Raw genomic sequence first — 17,865 nt, forward strand, 5'->3', positions numbered from 1 at the left:
CTTGCGGAATGAGGCATTGATCCCTTATCTTCCACTTGTTCTCAGGGCGGGGTGTAATTCCCCACCGGCGGTATGGGGAGTTTCCTCGAGCCCGCGAGCGCCTTCCGAGCTTTCGGAAGGGTCAGCAGATCCGGTGAGATGCCGGAGCCGACGGTCATAGTCCGGATGGAAGAGAGCAACGCAGGAGACGCCGCGTCGTGGTGGCGTTCACATGCTTGTTCGCCCAAGGGAAAATGGTGGCCTTAACCGGCCATGCACGCCGCTCCAAACGGCAACCCTTGAAAGGCAGGAAAATGGCAATTTCGAAAATTGAAGATGCGATCGCTGCGATTGCGCGGGGCGAGATCATTGTGGTTGTCGATGATCGCGACCGCGAAAACGAAGGCGATCTGGTGATTGCCGCGGAAGCGGTCACACCGCAGGCGATCGCGTTCATGATGAACCATGCCCGCGGTCTCATCTGCGTTCCGATGGAGGGCGAGAGGCTCGACGAACTCGACATTCCGTTGATGGTGCCGCGCAACACGGAAGTCCTCAAGACCGCTTTCACCGTTTCGGTCGACTACATCCCGGAAACCACGACCGGAATATCTGCCGCTGACAGGGCGGCAACCGTTCAAGCCCTTATCAGGGATGGATCGCGTCCGGAGGAATTTGCCCGTCCCGGTCATATCTTTCCGCTTCGCGCGCATCCAAACGGCGTCCTGTCGCGTCCGGGGCACACGGAAGCAGCCGTGGATCTGGCCCGGCTTGCCGGCCTTTCGCCGGCCGGCGTCATCTGCGAAGTAGCGAATGACGACGGCACGATGGCCCGCCTTCCAGAGCTCGAAGTTTTCGCCGAGCGGCATGGCCTCCATCTTGTGACGATCGAAGATCTGATTGCCTACAGGGCTGCAAGCGCTCCCTTCAAGGCTGCCTGATCGTTCTGATACAGCCTATCCCGATCCTGCTGGGTCGATGCTTGTGGAAGGCTCTCCTACGCTCGTCGAGGATAAAGGAGGGCCTTCTTCAGCCGATGGATATGCCCGGCGCCGATCCCGCAACAGCCGCCGACCATCGTCGCGCCGGCATCGACCCACGAGCAGGCGAAGCGCGAATAGGCGTCATCATTCAGATCCTCTCGGGTCTTATGAAGGCCTTCGTTGGCGGCCGACTCGCCTTGTTCTCCCTCGAAAGCATTGGCATAGACGCCGATCTGGAGATTGTTGCCGCCCTGCTTGAAAACCTCCGCTGCCGCATCGACGGCCTTTCGCATGACTTCCGGTTTGCTGCAGTTGAACAGGAGTGCGTCGGCGCCGGATGAGGCAGCCCAGCGAGCCGCATCCTCGACCGACTCGCCGGAGCGGAGCTTGGGCGAGGCGCCGTTTCTTTGCGCGGCATCATCCGCCAGCGTGAAGGAAATCCAGAACGGCTTTCCTGTTTCAGCGACCGCAGTCCGAACCGCGTCTGCCTCCGCGATCAGGCTGAGGGTTTCGCCGAGCCAGACATCGACATAGGGGTCGAGGTTCTCGACCAGAACCTTGAGATAGTCCTGTACCCGTGACGGATCGAAATTCTGCGGCTCGTAGGAGCCGAAGATCGGGGGCAGCGAACTGGCGACCAGGACCTTTCGATCCTTGCAGGCATTGGCGGCGTCGCGCGCCAGCCGTCCGGAAAGGGCGATGAGATCGGCTCCTTCCTTCCAGAACCGCTCCTCGCCAATATGGAAAGGGACGAGTGCGTAGCTGTTCGTTGTAATGACGTCCGAGCCGGCGGTTATGAATTCGTCATGCACTTGCCGGACAATGTCCGGCGAATTGACGAGCGCCAGCGCCGACCATTCCGGTTGCTTCAGTTCCGCGCCGAGACGCAACAGTTCGCGGCTCATGCCGCCATCGAGGATCAAGGGTTTGCTCATGAATGGGATCTCCAGAATGACTCGGATCTGCAGAGAGGTTTGATCTCTCCTTCGCGCCGTGGGTTAGCGCCGCACCGGCACCTGCGCCTCCAGGAAACGGAAGCTTCGCGCGATGATGGCTGTGATGATGAGATAGAAGACGGTGACGACAACAAGCGGTTCGTAGACCAGCAGGGTGTCCTGGCGAACTTTTGTGGCAACGGCGTAAAGGTCCATCACGGTGACGGTGAAGGCGAGCGGTGTTGCCTTCAGCTGCATGACGATTTCGCCGCCGATCGTCGGCAATGCGATGCGGATGGCGCGCGGCAGCCAGATGCGTCGGGTGAGCGTCAGGGGGCGCATGCCGAATGCGCGGCCGGCTTCCAGCTCGCCTTTTGGAACGGCAAGCAACGCGCCGCGCAAAACCTCCGCCTCATAGGCTGCATAGTTCAGCGTGAAGCTGACGGCTGCGAAGAAGAAACCTTCGCGCAGGATCGGCCAGAACAGGCTCTGACGGATACCCGGGATCATTGGCAGAAGAGAGCCGATGCCGTAGTACAGCAGCCAGAGCTGTATCAGCAGCGGCGTGCCCCGGAAGAAGGTGCAGTAGCCGCGGGCAAGGGTTCGCAGGAGAGGGCCGCCGCTGACCTGGGCGAAGGCTAGGCCGATCGCGATGATGAAGCCGAAGACGACCGAAATCGCAAGCAGCGACAGCGTTTGCACGGCTCCCGTCAACAGAAGCGGCCAATAGGATGATATCCATGAGAAGGTCATGCCCGGCACTCCTCAGGCCAGCTTCGGTTGGCCGCGCCGCACACGCCGCTCCAATAGGTTGAACAGGAGGTTGGAAACGAGTGTAAGGGCGAGATAGATGAAAGCGGATGCCAGGAAAAAGATGAAGTAGTGTTTGGTGCTTGCGCCGGCGAGACGCGTAGCGAGGGCCAGTTCCTGGTAGCCGACGACTGCGACGAGAGCGCTGTCCTTGGTGACCGACATCCACAGATTGGCAAGACCGGGCAGAGCGTTCGGCAGTAGGGCGGGCAGGATGATGCGACGGAAACGCAGCCGCGGTCCCATGCCGAAAGCCTTGGCCGCCTCGATCTGGCCGACGGGGATCGCCAAGATCGCGCCGCGCAACACCTCCGTCATATAGGCGCCCTGCACGAAACCGAGCACGGCGACCGCGACAGCGAAGCCATTCAATTCGAAAGCCGGCAGATTGAGCGCAACGAGGAGCCGATTGAGGCCATCCATGCCCGCGTAATAGAGGCCGACGATCAGGATCAGCTCGGGAACGGCACGGACTGCCGTCGTATAGAGTTCGAGCAGTAGCCGGAGCGGCCTTATGCCCGAAAGCTTGCCCAACGCGCCGCCAGTACCAAGCAGAAGGCCGATCAGAAAAGCGCCGGCGGAGATGGCGACCGTGGAGGCGGCCCCGCTCAAGAGCACTCCGCCCCATCCGGGAGGATAGGGGGAGAGCAGCTCCAGAATGCCTTGTTGGGAGGTCGCCATCGCCGCGATCGTTTACTTGGCGCCGTAGATATCGAAGCTGAAGTACTTCTTGGTGATCTCGTCGTATTTGCCGCTGGCGCGCACCGCGGCGATTGCCGCGTTGAGCTTTGCCTTCAGCTCGGTGTCTTCCTTGCGAAGGCCGCCGGAAACGCCGGCTCCGAGGACTTCCTTGTCGTCGGCGACATCTCCCATCTTGGCGCAGCAATCCTTGCCGCTGTCGCTCTTCAGGAAGGCATCAAGTGCAAGCGAATCGCCAAAGACATAGTCGATGCGGCCGGCGGCAAGATCCTGAAACGCCTCGTCGAGCGTCTGGTAGGTCTTCTCGTCGGCGATCTTGGCGAAATATTTCTTGTAATATTCCGACTGGATGGTCGAGACCTGGATGCCGATGGTCTTGCCCTTGACGTCGTCTGCAGTCGCGCCGGGCTTCTGGTCCTTCGGGCCGATCAGCGTGCTGGGCGTATTATAATATTTGTCGGTGAAATCGATGATCTTTGAACGCTCCGCCGTGTTCGACATCGACGACCAGATCACATCGAACTTCTTGCTCTGCAGCGCTGGAATGAGGCCATCCCAGGAAAGTTCGACGATCGAGCATTTCTCTTTCATCTGCTCGCAAACGGCGTCCATCATATCGATTTCCCAGCCCTGCCATTTGCCGGAGGCATCCTTGGCGAAAAAGGGCGGGTAGGATTCGTTCATGATGCCGAAGCGAACCTCGGCCTGCGCCGTCATCGAAGAGAGCGCGAGCGTAAGTCCGGCGAATAGAGCGGAAACCAGTCTCATTTAAGGGATTCTCCTAATGATGTTGTCTGTGAATGGGATGTGGATCAGGTCGTCAGCATGCCGGTAAATTCCCGGCAGCGGGTGCTGATCGGGGCGTCGAAGATCTGCCTGGGCGGTCCTTCCTCCTCGATCCGTCCCTGATGCAGGAAGAGGACATGGTTCGAGACATCGCGGGCAAAGCGCATCTCGTGCGTGACCAGCAGCATGGTTCGGCCCTCCTCGGCGAGGTCACGGATGACCTTGAGGACTTCGCCGACCAGTTCGGGGTCGAGTGCCGATGTCGGCTCGTCGAAGAGCATCACGGCCGGATCGATGCAAAGTGCGCGCGCGATCGCTGCGCGTTGCTGCTGACCGCCGGAGAGGAAGGCCGGATAGGCGTCGCGCTTGTCGTAAAGTCCGACTTTATTGAGAAGCGCCTCTGCCTTTTCGATCGCCTCGCGGCGGGGAACGCCGAGGACATGCACCGGCGCCTCGATGATATTTTCGAGAACGGTCATGTGCGCCCAAAGATTGAAGCTCTGGAATACCATGCCCAGCCCGCTGCGCATCCGCTCGATCTGGCGCCAGCTTTTCGGCTGCATCTGCCCTTGGCGCCCGCCCTTCAAGGCGACTTCCTCGCCGTTGACGACGATGCGTCCGCGATCGGGCATCTCAAGCAGGTTTATGCAGCGCAGGAACGTGCTTTTCCCGGAGCCGGACGAGCCGATGATGGAAATCACGTCCCCTTGATTGGCGATGGTAGAAACACCCTTGAGGACCTGATGTGACCCAAAGCTCTTGTGGAGATCTTCCACGCAAAGAGCCTGGGAGGGCAGCTCTGTCATATAAAATTCCGATGAAAAACAATTTGCGGAGAATATCGCGAAGGGGAGCGGAATTTGCGCGCAATTTCCGATTATTTTGCATATAAAAAGCAAAAATGTATTTCTTGTGCATCTTTTGTGATGGAATAGAGATGTCGTCGCCTAATTTCATCGACGCCGAACGGAGTGGGAATGGAAAATCTGGATCGCTTCGATCGCGATATTCTCGATATCGTCCAGCGCAATTGCCAACTCACCGCCGAAGCAATCGCCGATGAGGTCGGCCTTTCGACTTCAGCCGTGCAGCGGCGCCTTAAGCGGCTGCGCGAGGACGGTATCATCAAGGCGGAAATCGCAGTTGTGGACCGCAAGGCGACCGGGACGCCGATGGTGTTCATCGTCGGCATGGAGATCGAGCGGGACAATTACGATGCGCTTGCCAAGTTCCGCCTTTGGGCGGAAAAGCAGGACCATATCCAGCAGGTCTATTATGTCACGGGCGCCGTCGACCTCATTGCGATCGTCACCGCCAGGGATGTCGAGCACTATGACGACATCGCCGCCGTGATCATGGCGGAAAATCCGCAGATCCGGCGCATGCATACGAATGTGGTGCTGCGTGACGTCAAGCTTGGATTGTTCGTGCCGCTGGCAGATGGCAACGAGGCCGGCCGGTAACCCGCGGGTCGCGGGATGATCTGTGGGCGCGCCGTACTCGCCTATCTTCTACATGTACCAGGCGAGAAGGAATTACCCTTGGTCCGGCTCATATTGCCTGACCTTCAAGATTTTCAACGAATAATGATGCGGCCGCTGCAGGCGCGCTCAGTCCGACTGCAAGGACTTCACCGCCTCAGGCTGTGACGTAACAAGCTGCTTCAACGCATTGTTTCTATTGCTCGCAACAACGCGCTGCGGGATGGCAGGTTGCCGGCGCTTTACACAACGAACTAGTTCGTACATTATTGTTGGCGAGGAGTGACGGTGCTGCGTTGTGCAGCATCGAAGACTGTCAGGATGATCTCGGATGTCCTTGCAAGCGGGTGCAGGCGGAGGCCGGATGCGCTCGGTTGCGATATGTCCTTGACATCCGAATGCTCTGGGGAGGAACGACCATGAAAACACAAATCGAACATAAAACACCCAAGCGCGCAGCTCTTGCGAGCTGGTTGGGAAGCGCCGTCGAATATTATGATTTCTTCGTCTACGGTACGGCAGCGGCCCTCATTTTCCCGAAGATATTCTTCTCGGCGGAAGACCCGCAAACGGCGGCCATCGCCTCCTTCGCGACCTTTGGCGTTGCCTATATCATGAGGCCCCTGGGCGCAGTGGTCCTGGGTCATATCGGCGACAAATTCGGCCGCAAGAAGGTGCTTACCTTCACCCTGCTCCTTATGGGTTTTTCGACTTTCATCATCGGGTGCCTGCCAACCTATAGTCAGGCTGGCATCGTGGCGCCCATTCTTCTGGTTCTGGCGCGCTTGCTGCAAGGCATTTCGGCTGCCGGCGAGCAGGCCGGCGCCAGCTCCATGACGCTCGAGCACGCGCCTGAAAATAGACGCGCCTTCTTCACCAGCTTCACGCTGAGCGGAACTCAGGCCGGACTGATCCTTGCAACATTGGTCTTCATTCCGCTTGGAAAGCTCGATGAAACCGCATTGATGTCATGGGGTTGGCGTATTCCCTTCTTTCTAAGCTTCGTGGTGGTCATCGTCGGATTCTGGGTTCGCCGCACGCTTGCGGAAACACCTGCCTTTCTGGAGGAAACCAAGAGGGGCGAGGCCACAAAACTGCCGCTTGTCTCGCTGCTCACCAATTATTGGGCGGATGTCCTGCGCATCATCTTTGCGGCGCTGATTTCGGTCGTCAGCACGATCTTCAGCGTCTTCACCCTGTCCTATGCCGTCAACACGATGCATATCGATCGCTCGACGATGCTGACCGTTCTGGTGCTTGCCAATATCGTGGCGCTGGGCGCGATTCCCGCATGGGCCATTCTCGCAGACCGCATCGGCCGCAAGCCCGTGTTCATCTTTGGCGCCGTCGGCTGCGCGGTGCTGATCTGGCCCTACATCTGGGCCATCAGCCAGAACAACCTCATGCTCGTCTTCGTCCTCGGCATCCTGCTTTCAGGCGTGGTCTACAGTGCATCGAACGGCATCTGGCCGGCGCTCTATGCGGAAATGTTCGACACCCGTGTGCGTCTGTCAGGTATGGCGGTCGGCACACAGATCGGCTTTGCGCTCGGCGGCTTCGCGCCGACCATCAGCGCAGCTGTGATGGGCACAGGGCCGATGGGCTGGGTGCCGGTTGCCGTCTTTACCTCGATCACAGCCTTGATTGCCGCCATTTCCGCCGCAACCGCAACAGAGACCTACCGAACGCCGATCGATCAACTTGGCAGGGATGAACGACGCTTGGCAGCTTCCGTTCGCCACGCCGATCGGGCGATCTAGCGGCCAGTCCTGATCTGAGCAGCAATGACGTGTCGCGATCGCGGATGAGTTTGTTGAAAATCGTCAAGTAACGGGATGAAACAATGAAAACCTCGATTGCGACCGTTTCGATCAGCGGTGATCTCAAAGAAAAGCTTCAAGCCATTGCCAAGGCAGGTTTCGATGGCGTCGAAATCTTCGAGAACGACTTCCTCGCCTTCGATGAATCACCACGCCAGGTCGGTCAGATGGTGAGGGATCATGGACTGGAGATCACGCTCTTTCAGCCCTTCCGGGACTTTGAAGGCATGCCCGAACCCTTGCGCAGCCGAACCTTCGATCGCGCCGAGCGCAAATTCGACCTGATGCAGGAGATGGGGACCGACCTCGTTCTCGTTTGTTCGAATGTCTCGTCCGTCGCGCTGGGCGGGATTGATCGCGCCGCAGCCGACTTCTTCGAGCTTGGCGAGAGAGCGGCCAAACGCGGCCTGCGGGTTGGCTATGAGGCACTCGCCTGGGGTCGGCATATTCACGATCACCGCGATGCCTGGGAAATCGTCCGTCGCGCCGATCATCCGAATATCGGTCTTATTCTCGACAGCTTCCATACGCTTTCGCGCAAGATCGACGTCAATTCGATCCGGTCGATCCCGAAAGAGAAGATCTTTATCATTCAGCTTGCCGATGCGCCGCTGATCGACATGGATCTGCTCTATTGGAGCCGTCATTTCCGCAACATGCCAGGGGAAGGCGACCTTCCCGTACTCGAATTCATGAAGGCCGTCGCCGCGACGGGCTATGATGGCTATCTCTCGCTGGAGATTTTCAACGACCAGTTTCGCGGCGGCTCGCCGACCGCCATCGCCGTCGATGGCAGGCGCTCTCTCATCTATCTCGGTGACCAGGTTCGTCGCACGGAAAGCAGTAGCCTCACCTTGCCGCCGATGCCGGCGCGCGCCGAGGTGGAGGGCGTTGCCTTTATCGAATTTACGATCGATGAAGCGGAGGCGTCCGGCCTTTCTGATCGGCTGCGCGCACTGGGCTTTCGCCATGTCGGGCGCCACAAGAGCAAGCGCGTCGATGTCTTCCGGCAAGGCGACATCAATCTGGTCGTCAATACCGATCCGGACGGGTTTGCGGGCGCTTCTTACGCTTTGCACGGGCAGTCGGCCTATGCGATGGGGTTATGGGTGGATGATGCCGAAGCCGCAGTCGCGCGGGCCGTGGCGCTGGGTGCCGAACGTTTTGAACAACCACTGAATCCCGGCGAGATCGAAATGCCTGGCGTCAGGGGCGTTGGCGGCGGCATCCTGTATTTCCTCGATCGCAGGAGCGCGCTCGGCCGCATATGGGAGATCGAATTCGATCCGGTCAATGACGATACCGATTTGCGGCCTGTCGGGCTGACGGGCATAGACCATGTTGCGCAAACGATGAAATATGAGGAGTTGCTGACCTGGCTGCTCTTTTATACCGCGATATTGAATGCACATAAGACGCCGATGGTCGACATTATTGATCCCGCCGGCGTCGTTCGCAGCCAGGTCGTCGAAAACGAGCCGGGCAGCTTGCGCATCACGCTGAACGGCGCTGAAAACCGCAACACGCTCGCCGGGCATTTCATCGCCGAAACGTTTGGCTCCGGCATCCAGCACCTGGCCTTTGCGACCGATAATATCTTTGCGGCTGCGGCTGCCTTATCGGATAACGGCTTTGCCACCTTGGTGATCTCGCCCAACTATTACGACGACCTGGAGGCGAGGTTCGGCCTCGAGCCGGCTTTCACGGACCGCCTGAAGGCGCACAACATCCTCTATGACCGCGACGATCACGGCGAATATTTCCAGCTTTACAGCCCCACTTACGGCGAAGGCTTCTTCTTCGAAATCGTCCAGCGCAGCGGCTATCGTGGATATGGTGCGGCGAATGCCATTTTCCGCATCGCAGCGCTCAGGCGTCACCTGCGGCCGATTGGTCTGCCGAAACTTTAGGCTCTCCCCATTCGCGTGAAGCCTGTGTTAAAGCTTTGATCTTCAATGTTGGGCAGGGACAGACCCAGGAAGACGGGCAAGGCATGACCAAAGCGCAAGCGGCCAAGATCGAGCGTCTTACGCGAAAGAACGATCCAGACGCGACCAAGGAAAATATTCTCAAGATCGCCACCGAGGAATTCGTTGCAGCCGGTTTTTCCGGTGCGCGCGTCGATGAGATCGCCGAGCGCACCAAGACGTCCAAGCGCATGATCTACTATTATTTCGGCAGCAAGGAAGGGCTTTATCTTGCCGTTCTCGAACAAGCCTATACGAAGATCCGCACGCTGGAGAGCGAGCTCGATCTCGAAAACATGCCGCCCGTTCAGGCTATGGCGCAATTGATCGCAAGCACCTTCGATCACGATGATCAAAATCCGGATTTCGTACGGCTGGTCAGTATCGAAAACATTCATCGCGCCGAACATATGAAGCGTTCGGTCGTCCTGTCGCAGATGAACATCGCCGTCATCGATATCATCACGGACATCCTTGAACGGGGCTACGCCGATGGCAGCTTCGTGCGCAGGGTAGACCCGGTCGATCTGCATATGATGATCAGCGCCCAATGCTTCTTTCGTGTTTCCAATCGGCATACTTTCGGGGCGATCTTCGAGCGTGACCTGTCGTCCGAAGCTCTGAAGAAGCGGCACAAATCCCTCATCGTCGATGCGATCCTTGCATTTCTGAGGCATCCTTCCTTCGAAATGATCTGACGAGGCGCGGCGTCATTTGATTGGCTTTGGCGTTTTGCTGCGGCCCTTGATCATGCCTCATATTGACTTTACGTACTAGTTCGTACATTTTGCAGGCAGGCCTGCAGCATGGCTTTGTTTTGCTGCTCGGGAGGAAAGATTGAACACTCAAGCCGCCATTGTTCCGCGTCAACTTCATGTCGGATTGATCGGCGCCGGGATCGGCCGATCGCTGACGCCAGCCATGCATATGCGCGAAGGCGAGCATTGCGGCCTGTCCTACCGCTACGATCTCATCGACTTGGATACACGTGGTCTCTCCGTGTCGGATCTTCCGGCTTTGATCAACGAAGCCGAGGCGCGGGGGTTTGCCGGCCTCAATATCACTCACCCCTGCAAGCAGGCTGCCGTCGCGCTGGTGGACGAGCTTTCGCCCGATGCCCAGACGCTGCGATCCATCAATACGGTCGTTTTCCAAGGGAACCGCAGGATCGGCCACAATACCGATTGGTGGGGTTTTGCCGAAAGCTTTAGGCGCGGGTTGGCCGGCGTTTCGCTCGCCCGTGTCGTGCAGCTGGGCGCTGGCGGCGCCGGCGTTGCCGTTGCCCATGCGGTGGCTGAAATGGGCGCGCAGTCCCTAGAGATATTCGATCTCGACCCCTCGCGCGCGCGGGCGCTGGTCGACCAGCTTCAGCCGGCACACGTCGCTTGCCGTTTCTCGGTCGGTCATGACCTTGCTGCGGCACTGGATGCAGCTGATGGTCTGGTTCATGCAACGCCGACCGGCATGGCCGCTCATCCCGGGTTGCCGCTCGACGCGCAACTTCTATCCGATCGTCTCTGGGTCGCGGAAATCGTCTATTTCCCGATCGAAACCGAGCTGGTGAAATGCGCCCGACAGACAGGGTGTCGCGTTCTCGACGGCGGTGGCATGGCGGTATTCCAGGCCGTGAAGGCTTTCGAACTGTTCACCGGCATCCGTCCGGCAGCTGAGCGTATGATGCGGCACTTCAATTCGCTGCGCGCCTAAACGTCGGCGCCGAAGTTGCATCCTCGGCGCCGGAGGCGTCACAGTTGGTATCAGACTGATTGCTCGATCACCAATACGGCGTAGCCGGCGAGTTCGGTCGTGCCCGATATGGCTTTACCGGTCAGCAGGTCGTTACCGGACGGTAGATTGACGATCTTCGTTTCATGCTCTGTATTGAGCACAAACAGCAGCCTCCTGCCATCACCTTCGCGCAGGGACACTTCGACACCATTAGGCAGATCCTGTACCAGTGGTGCGGCAACACCCTTGCTGACGAGAAGCTCGCGAATGACCTCCGCAAGCGGCGCCGTGAGATAGGTGCCGAGGTAGTAGACTTGGCCATTGCCATGCCGGCGGCGCGTTAGCATCGGCGTGCCTTCCAGGAACCGGTCGGACCAGCGGCCAACGGTCTCTGTATCAGCCGTTATCTCCAGCTTCTCGTAAAGGTGCCCGGCCTCGAGCTGGCGATTGCCGATCGTATAAGCGTATTTACGCGAGGCCGAGGTTGCCGCCGGACGTGGCGACGGTTGATGGCTGCCGATGCCGCTCTCGCGGAAGCCGGTGAACAGTCCATCCGCTCCCGGAGCGGAGACAGGACCGAATTCATAGACATGCACGCCCGAAAGCTCCGAGAGCGCTTTGCCCGGTGCCTGGGTGCGGATGATATGATTGTTGTCGTCGCGGGTGCCTGTCATCGCCGACAGGATGAGCGTGCCGCCATCGGCGACGAACTTTTCCACCGCCGCCGACCACTCTTCCTTCCACATGACCCAATGGGGAACATAGAGCGCCTTGACGCGCGAGAGATCATCTTCCGGATGGATGAAGCCGCAGGCGATACCGGCCTGATAGCAGGCCCGGTGCAGATGGGCGGCATCTTGCATCGGGCTTGGCAGGCCGATCGCATAGGTCTTGTAGGCTTCCTGATTGTCGAAATCCGCGCCGGCGATGGCAATATCCATGCGGACGGTGGTGCCGAGCAGCTTGTCCTCGATCTTGCGGATGTCGGACGCGAATTGCGTGGCTTCTTCGTAGCGGCGGCGCGGGATGTCATCGTGGTCGATAATACCGTTCCAGTAGATCTCGGCGCCGAAATGCGCCGGCCGCCAACGGAAGAACATCAGGCCATCAGCGCCGCGCGATACGGAGGTCATCGCCATGCGACGCATCTCGCCGGGCTCCGGCACGGATGAGGAGAAACCCGGCTGGCTGCCGAGGCCGGAAGCCTGTTCCGGAACGATGAAATTGCCGGAATAGGCGCGGCATTGGTCGAGATGGAAGGCCTGCGTGATCGCATGTCCGCCGCCACGGCGCATCTCGTCATAAAGGAACGGATAGATGTCGAAGCCGATGAAATCGAGATCCTGACCGAACTGGCCGCGGAAATCGATGTCGGCAAGGTTGCCGAGATTGTGGAAGATGAACCATGCGGGATTGGTCGACCTCAGGATCTCCACCTGATCGTGCTGGAAGAGCGCCGTCGCGAAGGCGAGGAAGCGATGATAGTCCTGCACGTGTCCGGGGCTGGAGAAAGACGGGTTCATCGGCTTCGGGAAGACGATCTGGTCGAATGTCTGATAAGCCGTCGCCCAGAAGTCGCCGCCCCAGGCAAAGTTCAGGGCTTCAATCGTGCCGTATTTCGCGCGGCAGAACCTCTGGAACTCGATGAGCGCGGATGGCGAATAGCTTTCGGAAGTCGTCGTATTGAGCTCGTTATCCGTCTGCCAGCCGATGACATCAGGATTATACCGATAATGCTCGGCCATGGCACGCGTGATGCGTTGGCTGTGCCGGCGCAGCACCGGGCTCGTCGTATCGCAATGCTGGCGCGATCCATGGCTTGCCTGCCTGCCATTGGCATCGACGCGCAGGACTTCGGGGTACTTCGCCGTTAGCCAGCGCGGCGGCGTTGCCGTCGGGGTGCAGAGAATGGTCTTGATGCCGTGCTTGGCCAGGCCGGCAATCGCCTTGTCGAAGAGCGAGAAGTCGAAATGGTCTTCATGCGGCTCCATGATATGCCAGGCGAATTCCGCCATGCGAACCGTATTGAAACCGGCAGCGGCCATGCGTTCGGCATCGCGGTCCCAATAGCTCTCGTCGACATGTTCGGGATAATGCGGCACACCGACCATGAAGCTGTCGAGATTGAGCGTCCGCCAGACAGAGAGCGGCTTTCTTTCCAAAACTTTCATGAGGTCACAAGCTTTCTTACAGAGAGGCAATGATTGACTTCGGCCGGCTGAGGGTTCTGCCATCGGGGCCGAAGAGGTAAAGGGAGGATGTCGAGGCGGACAGCTTGACCTGCTCGCCAGCCGAAAAGCTCGTGGCGTTACCGAGCTGAACGGTGAAATTGCGCGTGCCGCTTTCCGAGCCGATCGTGGCAAGAGGGCCTGCATCGACATAAAGAACGGTTTCGCGGCCGAGCTGCTCGACCAGCCGGACCTTGCCGTCCAAGGAGATGGCGACCTCCTCGGTGGAGGGGCCGATCTTCAGCGATTCCGGCCGAATGCCCAGGGTGAGATGGGACTCAGCCTTAAGATCGCCGACATCGGCAACGGGAACCATGACCGTCGCGCCGCCGCCTTCGAGTGCTACTTCAGCCACACCGTCGCGAAGGGAAACGAGCTTTGCATTGATGAAATTGATCCGTGGCGCACCCAGGAAGCCAGCGACGAATTGGTTTGCCGGATTGTGATAGAGATTGAGCGGCGCGCCTTCCTGCTCGATGATACCCTTGTTGAACACAACGATGCGGCTCGCCATGGTCATTGCCTCGACTTGATCGTGCGTCACATAGATCATCGTCGAGCCGAGCTGCTGGTGTAGGGTCGAAAGCTCCACGCGCATTTGCGTGCGCAATGCCGCATCGAGATTGGAGAGCGGCTCGTCGAAGAGGAACACCTCCGGTGCGCGGGTGATGGCGCGGCCGATGGCGACGCGCTGGCGCTGGCCGCCCGAAAGCTGCTTCGGGCGCTTGTCGAGCTGATCGGATATTCTGAGGATTTCGGCCGCGCGCTTGACGGCTGCGTCGATCTCGACTTGCGGGCGCTTCGCCATCTTCAGGCCGAATCCCATGTTCTCGGCAACCGTCATATGCGGATAAAGCGCGTAGGACTGGAAGACCATGGCGATGCCGCGATCGCCCGGCTCCTCGCGCGTGACGTTGCGGCCGTTGATCCAAATCTCGCCCGAGCTGATGCTTTCGAGGCCGGCGATCGTCTTCAGCGTGGTGGATTTGCCGCAGCCCGACGGGCCGACCATGACGATGAATTCGCCCTTGTCGACGGAAAGATTGATTGAACGCAGGGCATGATAGCCGCCATAATGTTTGTCGATATCGATCAGCTTTACATGGCTCATGAGTGATACTCCAAATCTGTTCGCGCGGTGCGGGACATGTCAGCCCTTGACGGCGCCCATGGTCAGGCCCGCGATGAAATGCTTCTGCATCAGGAAGAACATCAGGACCGGCGGGACGGCGACGAACAAGGTTGCCGCCGCCACGATATTCCAGGCGGACGTCCACTCGCCTCTGAGATTGTTCAGGCCCGCCGTTACCGGTTTCACGACGTCGCTCTGTGTGAGCACGATCGCCCAGAAGTAATCGTTCCAGACGAAGGTGAAGATCAGGATCGCAAGGGCGGCGAGCGCCGGCCGCATCAGCGGTAGAACGACGTGGCGCATCGTCTGCCAGGGGGAGGCGCCTTCCGCGCGCGCCGCCTGGAACAACTCGTCCGGCAGAGCCGCGATGAAATTGCGCATGAACAGCGTCGCAAAGCCGGTCTGGAAGGCGACATGGAAGATGATTAGCGCGAAATAGGTGTCGTATAGGCCGACTGAAACCATGAGATCGCGTACCGGGATCATCATGATCTGCGCAGGCAGGAAGTTGCCGCCGACGAAGAGCGAGAAGAGCAGGGCATTGCCGCGAAAATTATAGCGGGCAAGCACATAGCCGGTCAGCGTCGAGAATACGAGGACCAGCAGCACCGAGGGCATGGTGATGATGAGACTGTTGATGAAATAGCCCCACATGTTCGTCTGCTGGAAGACGGACTGGAAGTTCTCGACGAGATTGAAATGCTCGGGCCACGTCCAGTATTTGCCTGCCATGATTTCATCGGCCGTCTTGGCCGCCGTCAGCATGACGGCAAAGAGCGGCAGCAGCCAGAGTATGAGGATCAGGCCGACGAAGGCGGCATAAAGGCCGCGAAGCGCGGGCTTTTCTTCGGGGATCGGGCGAGGATACATCAGCGTGTCTCCCGTTCCATGCGTATCATGACGCGCAGATACCAGGTGATGAAAACGATCATGATTGCAAAGAGGATGGTGGCGATCGCCGCGCCGTAGCCGAAGCGATAGGAGAAGATCGACTGCTCGTACATCTGGTAGGCCAACACCTCCGACGAGCCGAAGGGACCGCCCGATGTCATCACCGCGATCATGTCGAAGGATCGCAAGGCGCCGACAACGGTCACGGCAAGAGCGATGAAACCCACCTGGCGCAATTGCGGCAGAACGACGTGCCAAAGCATGTTCCAGCCGCGGGCGCCATCGACACGTCCGGCCCCGATGATATCGGAACTCAGATTGTTGAGGCCTGCAAGAAAGAGCACCATGCAAAATGCGATCTGCGGCCAGAGCGCGGCGGCGACCACGGCGAAAGTGACGAAATGTTCGTCCGCGAGCAGGGCAGGCGCCGTCGCGCCGAAGAGATTGAAGATGAGAGCAAGAAGCCCGTAGTTCGGATCATAGACCCAGCCGAACACGACGCCGACCGTGACCGTCGCAAGCACGAGCGGGATGAAGAAAAGCGACTTCAAGATCCGCATGCCGGCGATCTGCTGGTTGACGAGCAGCGCCAGCGCCAGTCCAAGCGGCGGCGCCGCCATGAACATGACGAGCCAGATGATGTTGTTCTTCAGCGAGACGTAGAATTGCGGATCGGCAAAGAGTTCGGAATAGTTTGCCAGTCCCACCCAGCTCTTCTGCCCGACGCCATCCCAATTGAAGAATGAAATCCAGATCGATTCCACCGAGGAAGCGATGATGATCGTTCCGAATAGGATGCATCCCGGCACGACGAAGAGGACAGGCGTCAGCCAGTTCCTGTGTTTTTTCCACATGGCTCAGACTTCTTGGTTCGATAATTCGAGGCACTTCGCAAGGTGCGGGCTTTTCAAGGCAGGCGCGGCGGGGTGAGGGCTTAAAGCCGATGCCCGCCGCGCCTTGGTCCGGGAGGACTATTTGAAAATGCGCGCGCGGGTCTTTTCGAGCCGCGCCAGGATTTGGTCGCGACGCTCGGGCTTGACCGTGAACTCCTGGAAGCCCTTCATGCCGTCCTGCGCCATGTCCGGATCGGTGTCGCGGTCATAATATTGCGAAGTACCTTTCACGCCCTTGAGCGATTCCACGGCGATGTTGACCAAGGGGTCCTTGCTCGGCGGGCAATCGTTGCGCGGCGGAATGGTGCCTTCGGCTTCGAGGAATGCGCCGAGATTGTCAGGCTGGTAGAAGTAGGCGAGAAAATCGCGCGCACCTTGCCGGTTCTTCGCCTTGGCCGGGATGTGCACCGAGTTGACCGAGAAATCCTCATAGCGTTCGACGCCGGATACGATTTCCGGGAAGGGGGCGAAGGCGATCTGGGCCTCGTCGCCTGCTGGGAAGGCGGACTTGATAAAGCCTCCGAGATCCATCATCGCCGCCTTCTTCTGTGCGAGAGCCGCGCCCGCCTGTTCCCAGCCGAAGGATGGGCCGCTTGCGGAGAAGAAATTGGCCTTGATGAGTTCTTCCCATTTGTCGAAGACCGGCTTCAGCATCGGGTCGGTATAGGCGATCTTGCCTTCCATGAGGGCGAGATGCTTGTCGAGACCGTTGATACGCAGGTTCATGTGGTCGAACCAGCCGCCGGTCGGCCACAGTTCCTTTGTGCCCATGCTGATCGGGGTCATGCCGGCGGATTTCGCCGCCTCGCCGAATTTCAGGAATTCGTCCCAGTTCGTCGGCGCTGTCCAGCCCTTCTCGGCAAAAACGTCCTTGCGATAGAAAAGACCCCAGAGAATGCCGCCAAGCGGCAGACCGTACTGCTTGCCGTTGACGGTGACTGCCGTCATCGTGGCACCGAGCTTGTCGCTATAGCCTTCCTTCACAAACAGGTCGGAAATGTCGTCGAACAGTCCGCGATCGACAAAAGCCTTCATTCGATTGCCGGAGAACCAGAAGCAGATATCGGGGGCGCCGACGACGAGGTAGCTGCGGATAGCGGTCTTATGCGCCTCGTGATCCATATTGTTGATGGTGACTTTCGTCCCCGTCTTCTTGGTAAAATCAGCGGCGATGCGGTCAAGGACGGCCCGCTGTCCGGCATTGCCGATATCCGAAATGATCGTCACCTCGCCGCCATTGGCAATTGCCGGGCGATAAAGCGCCGTGGTCGCCAGGGCAGCGCCCGTGCCGATCATGAACTGGCGCCGAGACGCCTTGATTGCATTGATAAGTGAAAGTTCGTTCTTCGATGCCATCTTTTTCCTCCCGAGGCACATCAAATCCAGGCCCGCCTACAGATGCAGGCAGCCTCTAACCTTCAGAAATTACGCAATAAACCGGCAATTCTGCCTGTGCTGATACAAGCAGACATTCCTCCATTGCCATGTGCTATTGCATACCGTATCTTCCGAGAAGCGACAATAGTTAATTTA

16 protein-coding genes and 1 riboswitch are annotated in these 17,865 nt (G+C 58.9%); of the genes, 6 read left to right on the forward strand and 10 right to left on the reverse strand.

All coding sequences use genetic code 11. From position 1 onward, the window contains the following. Positions 1–33 precede the first annotated feature (33 nt). A riboswitch (FMN riboswitch) is annotated at positions 34–181 on the forward strand. 112 nt (positions 182–293) lie between these two features. Beyond that, on the forward strand, positions 294–920 hold the full coding sequence (ribB, locus tag AC13RM_RS01865; RefSeq protein WP_095438167.1) for a 3,4-dihydroxy-2-butanone-4-phosphate synthase: 627 nt from the start codon (positions 294–296) through the stop codon (positions 918–920). A gap of 56 nt (positions 921–976) precedes the next feature. Here ribB and AC13RM_RS01870 read toward each other — a convergent pair whose 3' ends face one another. The 5 genes from AC13RM_RS01870 to AC13RM_RS01890 form a co-directional block, all read right to left on the reverse strand. After that, on the reverse strand, positions 977–1,897 hold the full coding sequence (locus AC13RM_RS01870) for a homocysteine S-methyltransferase family protein (protein WP_488554519.1): 921 nt from the start codon (positions 1,895–1,897) through the stop codon (positions 977–979). A 63-nt stretch (positions 1,898–1,960) separates the two neighbouring features. Then, positions 1,961–2,650 carry an ABC transporter permease gene (locus tag AC13RM_RS01875; RefSeq protein WP_285172454.1) on the reverse strand — a complete coding sequence of 230 codons (690 nt, stop codon included), beginning with the start codon at positions 2,648–2,650 and terminating at the stop codon, positions 1,961–1,963. Positions 2,651–2,662: 12 nt separating this feature from the next. Next, complete coding sequence (locus AC13RM_RS01880; protein ID WP_374816635.1) at positions 2,663–3,388, reverse strand: ABC transporter permease; 726 nt, start codon at positions 3,386–3,388, stop codon at positions 2,663–2,665. A gap of 12 nt (positions 3,389–3,400) precedes the next feature. Beyond that, a complete protein-coding gene (locus AC13RM_RS01885) occupies positions 3,401–4,174 on the reverse strand; it encodes a transporter substrate-binding domain-containing protein (RefSeq protein WP_440477808.1) in 774 nt (257 codons plus the stop codon). Positions 4,175–4,218: 44 nt separating this feature from the next. Next, positions 4,219–4,998, reverse strand: coding sequence for an ABC transporter ATP-binding protein (locus AC13RM_RS01890; protein WP_440477807.1), 780 nt, complete (start codon positions 4,996–4,998; stop codon positions 4,219–4,221). A gap of 171 nt (positions 4,999–5,169) precedes the next feature. Here AC13RM_RS01890 and AC13RM_RS01895 point away from each other — a divergent pair, with 171 nt between their 5' ends. The 5 genes from AC13RM_RS01895 to AC13RM_RS01915 all read left to right on the forward strand — a co-directional run bounded on the left by AC13RM_RS01895 (position 5,170) and on the right by AC13RM_RS01915 (position 11,167). Beyond that, a complete protein-coding gene (locus AC13RM_RS01895; RefSeq protein WP_285172462.1) occupies positions 5,170–5,655 on the forward strand; it encodes an Lrp/AsnC family transcriptional regulator in 486 nt (161 codons plus the stop codon). Positions 5,656–6,092: 437 nt separating this feature from the next. Beyond that, a complete protein-coding gene (locus tag AC13RM_RS01900) occupies positions 6,093–7,433 on the forward strand; it encodes an MFS transporter (RefSeq protein ID WP_440477806.1) in 1,341 nt (446 codons plus the stop codon). Between the two features lie 83 nt (positions 7,434–7,516). Then, positions 7,517–9,403: a bifunctional sugar phosphate isomerase/epimerase/4-hydroxyphenylpyruvate dioxygenase family protein gene (locus tag AC13RM_RS01905; RefSeq protein ID WP_440477805.1), complete on the forward strand. Its 1,887-nt coding sequence runs from the start codon at positions 7,517–7,519 to the stop codon at positions 9,401–9,403. An 83-nt stretch (positions 9,404–9,486) separates the two neighbouring features. Beyond that, positions 9,487–10,158 (forward strand): TetR/AcrR family transcriptional regulator, encoded by a 672-nt coding sequence (locus AC13RM_RS01910; protein ID WP_440477804.1) that lies wholly within the window; start codon positions 9,487–9,489, stop codon positions 10,156–10,158. A 139-nt stretch (positions 10,159–10,297) separates the two neighbouring features. Further along, positions 10,298–11,167: a shikimate dehydrogenase gene (locus tag AC13RM_RS01915; protein ID WP_488554520.1), complete on the forward strand. Its 870-nt coding sequence runs from the start codon at positions 10,298–10,300 to the stop codon at positions 11,165–11,167. Positions 11,168–11,217: 50 nt separating this feature from the next. Here AC13RM_RS01915 and AC13RM_RS01920 read toward each other — a convergent pair whose 3' ends face one another. From AC13RM_RS01920 to AC13RM_RS01940, 5 genes are all read right to left on the reverse strand, one after another. Next, on the reverse strand, positions 11,218–13,359 hold the full coding sequence (locus tag AC13RM_RS01920) for a beta-galactosidase (RefSeq protein ID WP_440477802.1): 2,142 nt from the start codon (positions 13,357–13,359) through the stop codon (positions 11,218–11,220). Positions 13,360–13,375: 16 nt separating this feature from the next. After that, a complete protein-coding gene (locus AC13RM_RS01925) occupies positions 13,376–14,527 on the reverse strand; it encodes an ABC transporter ATP-binding protein (RefSeq protein WP_440477801.1) in 1,152 nt (383 codons plus the stop codon). Positions 14,528–14,566: 39 nt separating this feature from the next. Next, the gene (locus AC13RM_RS01930) at positions 14,567–15,418 is read right to left on the reverse strand and encodes a carbohydrate ABC transporter permease (RefSeq protein WP_113229150.1); all 852 of its coding nucleotides are present in this window, start codon (positions 15,416–15,418) and stop codon (positions 14,567–14,569) included. Continuing rightward, entirely contained in the window at positions 15,418–16,293 is an 876-nt protein-coding gene (locus tag AC13RM_RS01935; RefSeq protein ID WP_285172476.1) for a carbohydrate ABC transporter permease, read from the reverse strand. The genes AC13RM_RS01930 and AC13RM_RS01935 overlap by 1 nt, the downstream gene beginning before the upstream one ends. 117 nt (positions 16,294–16,410) lie before the next feature. After that, the gene (locus AC13RM_RS01940; RefSeq protein WP_285172477.1) at positions 16,411–17,688 is read right to left on the reverse strand and encodes an ABC transporter substrate-binding protein; all 1,278 of its coding nucleotides are present in this window, start codon (positions 17,686–17,688) and stop codon (positions 16,411–16,413) included. Positions 17,689–17,865 lie beyond the last annotated feature (177 nt).

It is taken from the genome of Martinezella sp. CNPSo 3732 (assembly GCF_057784515.1).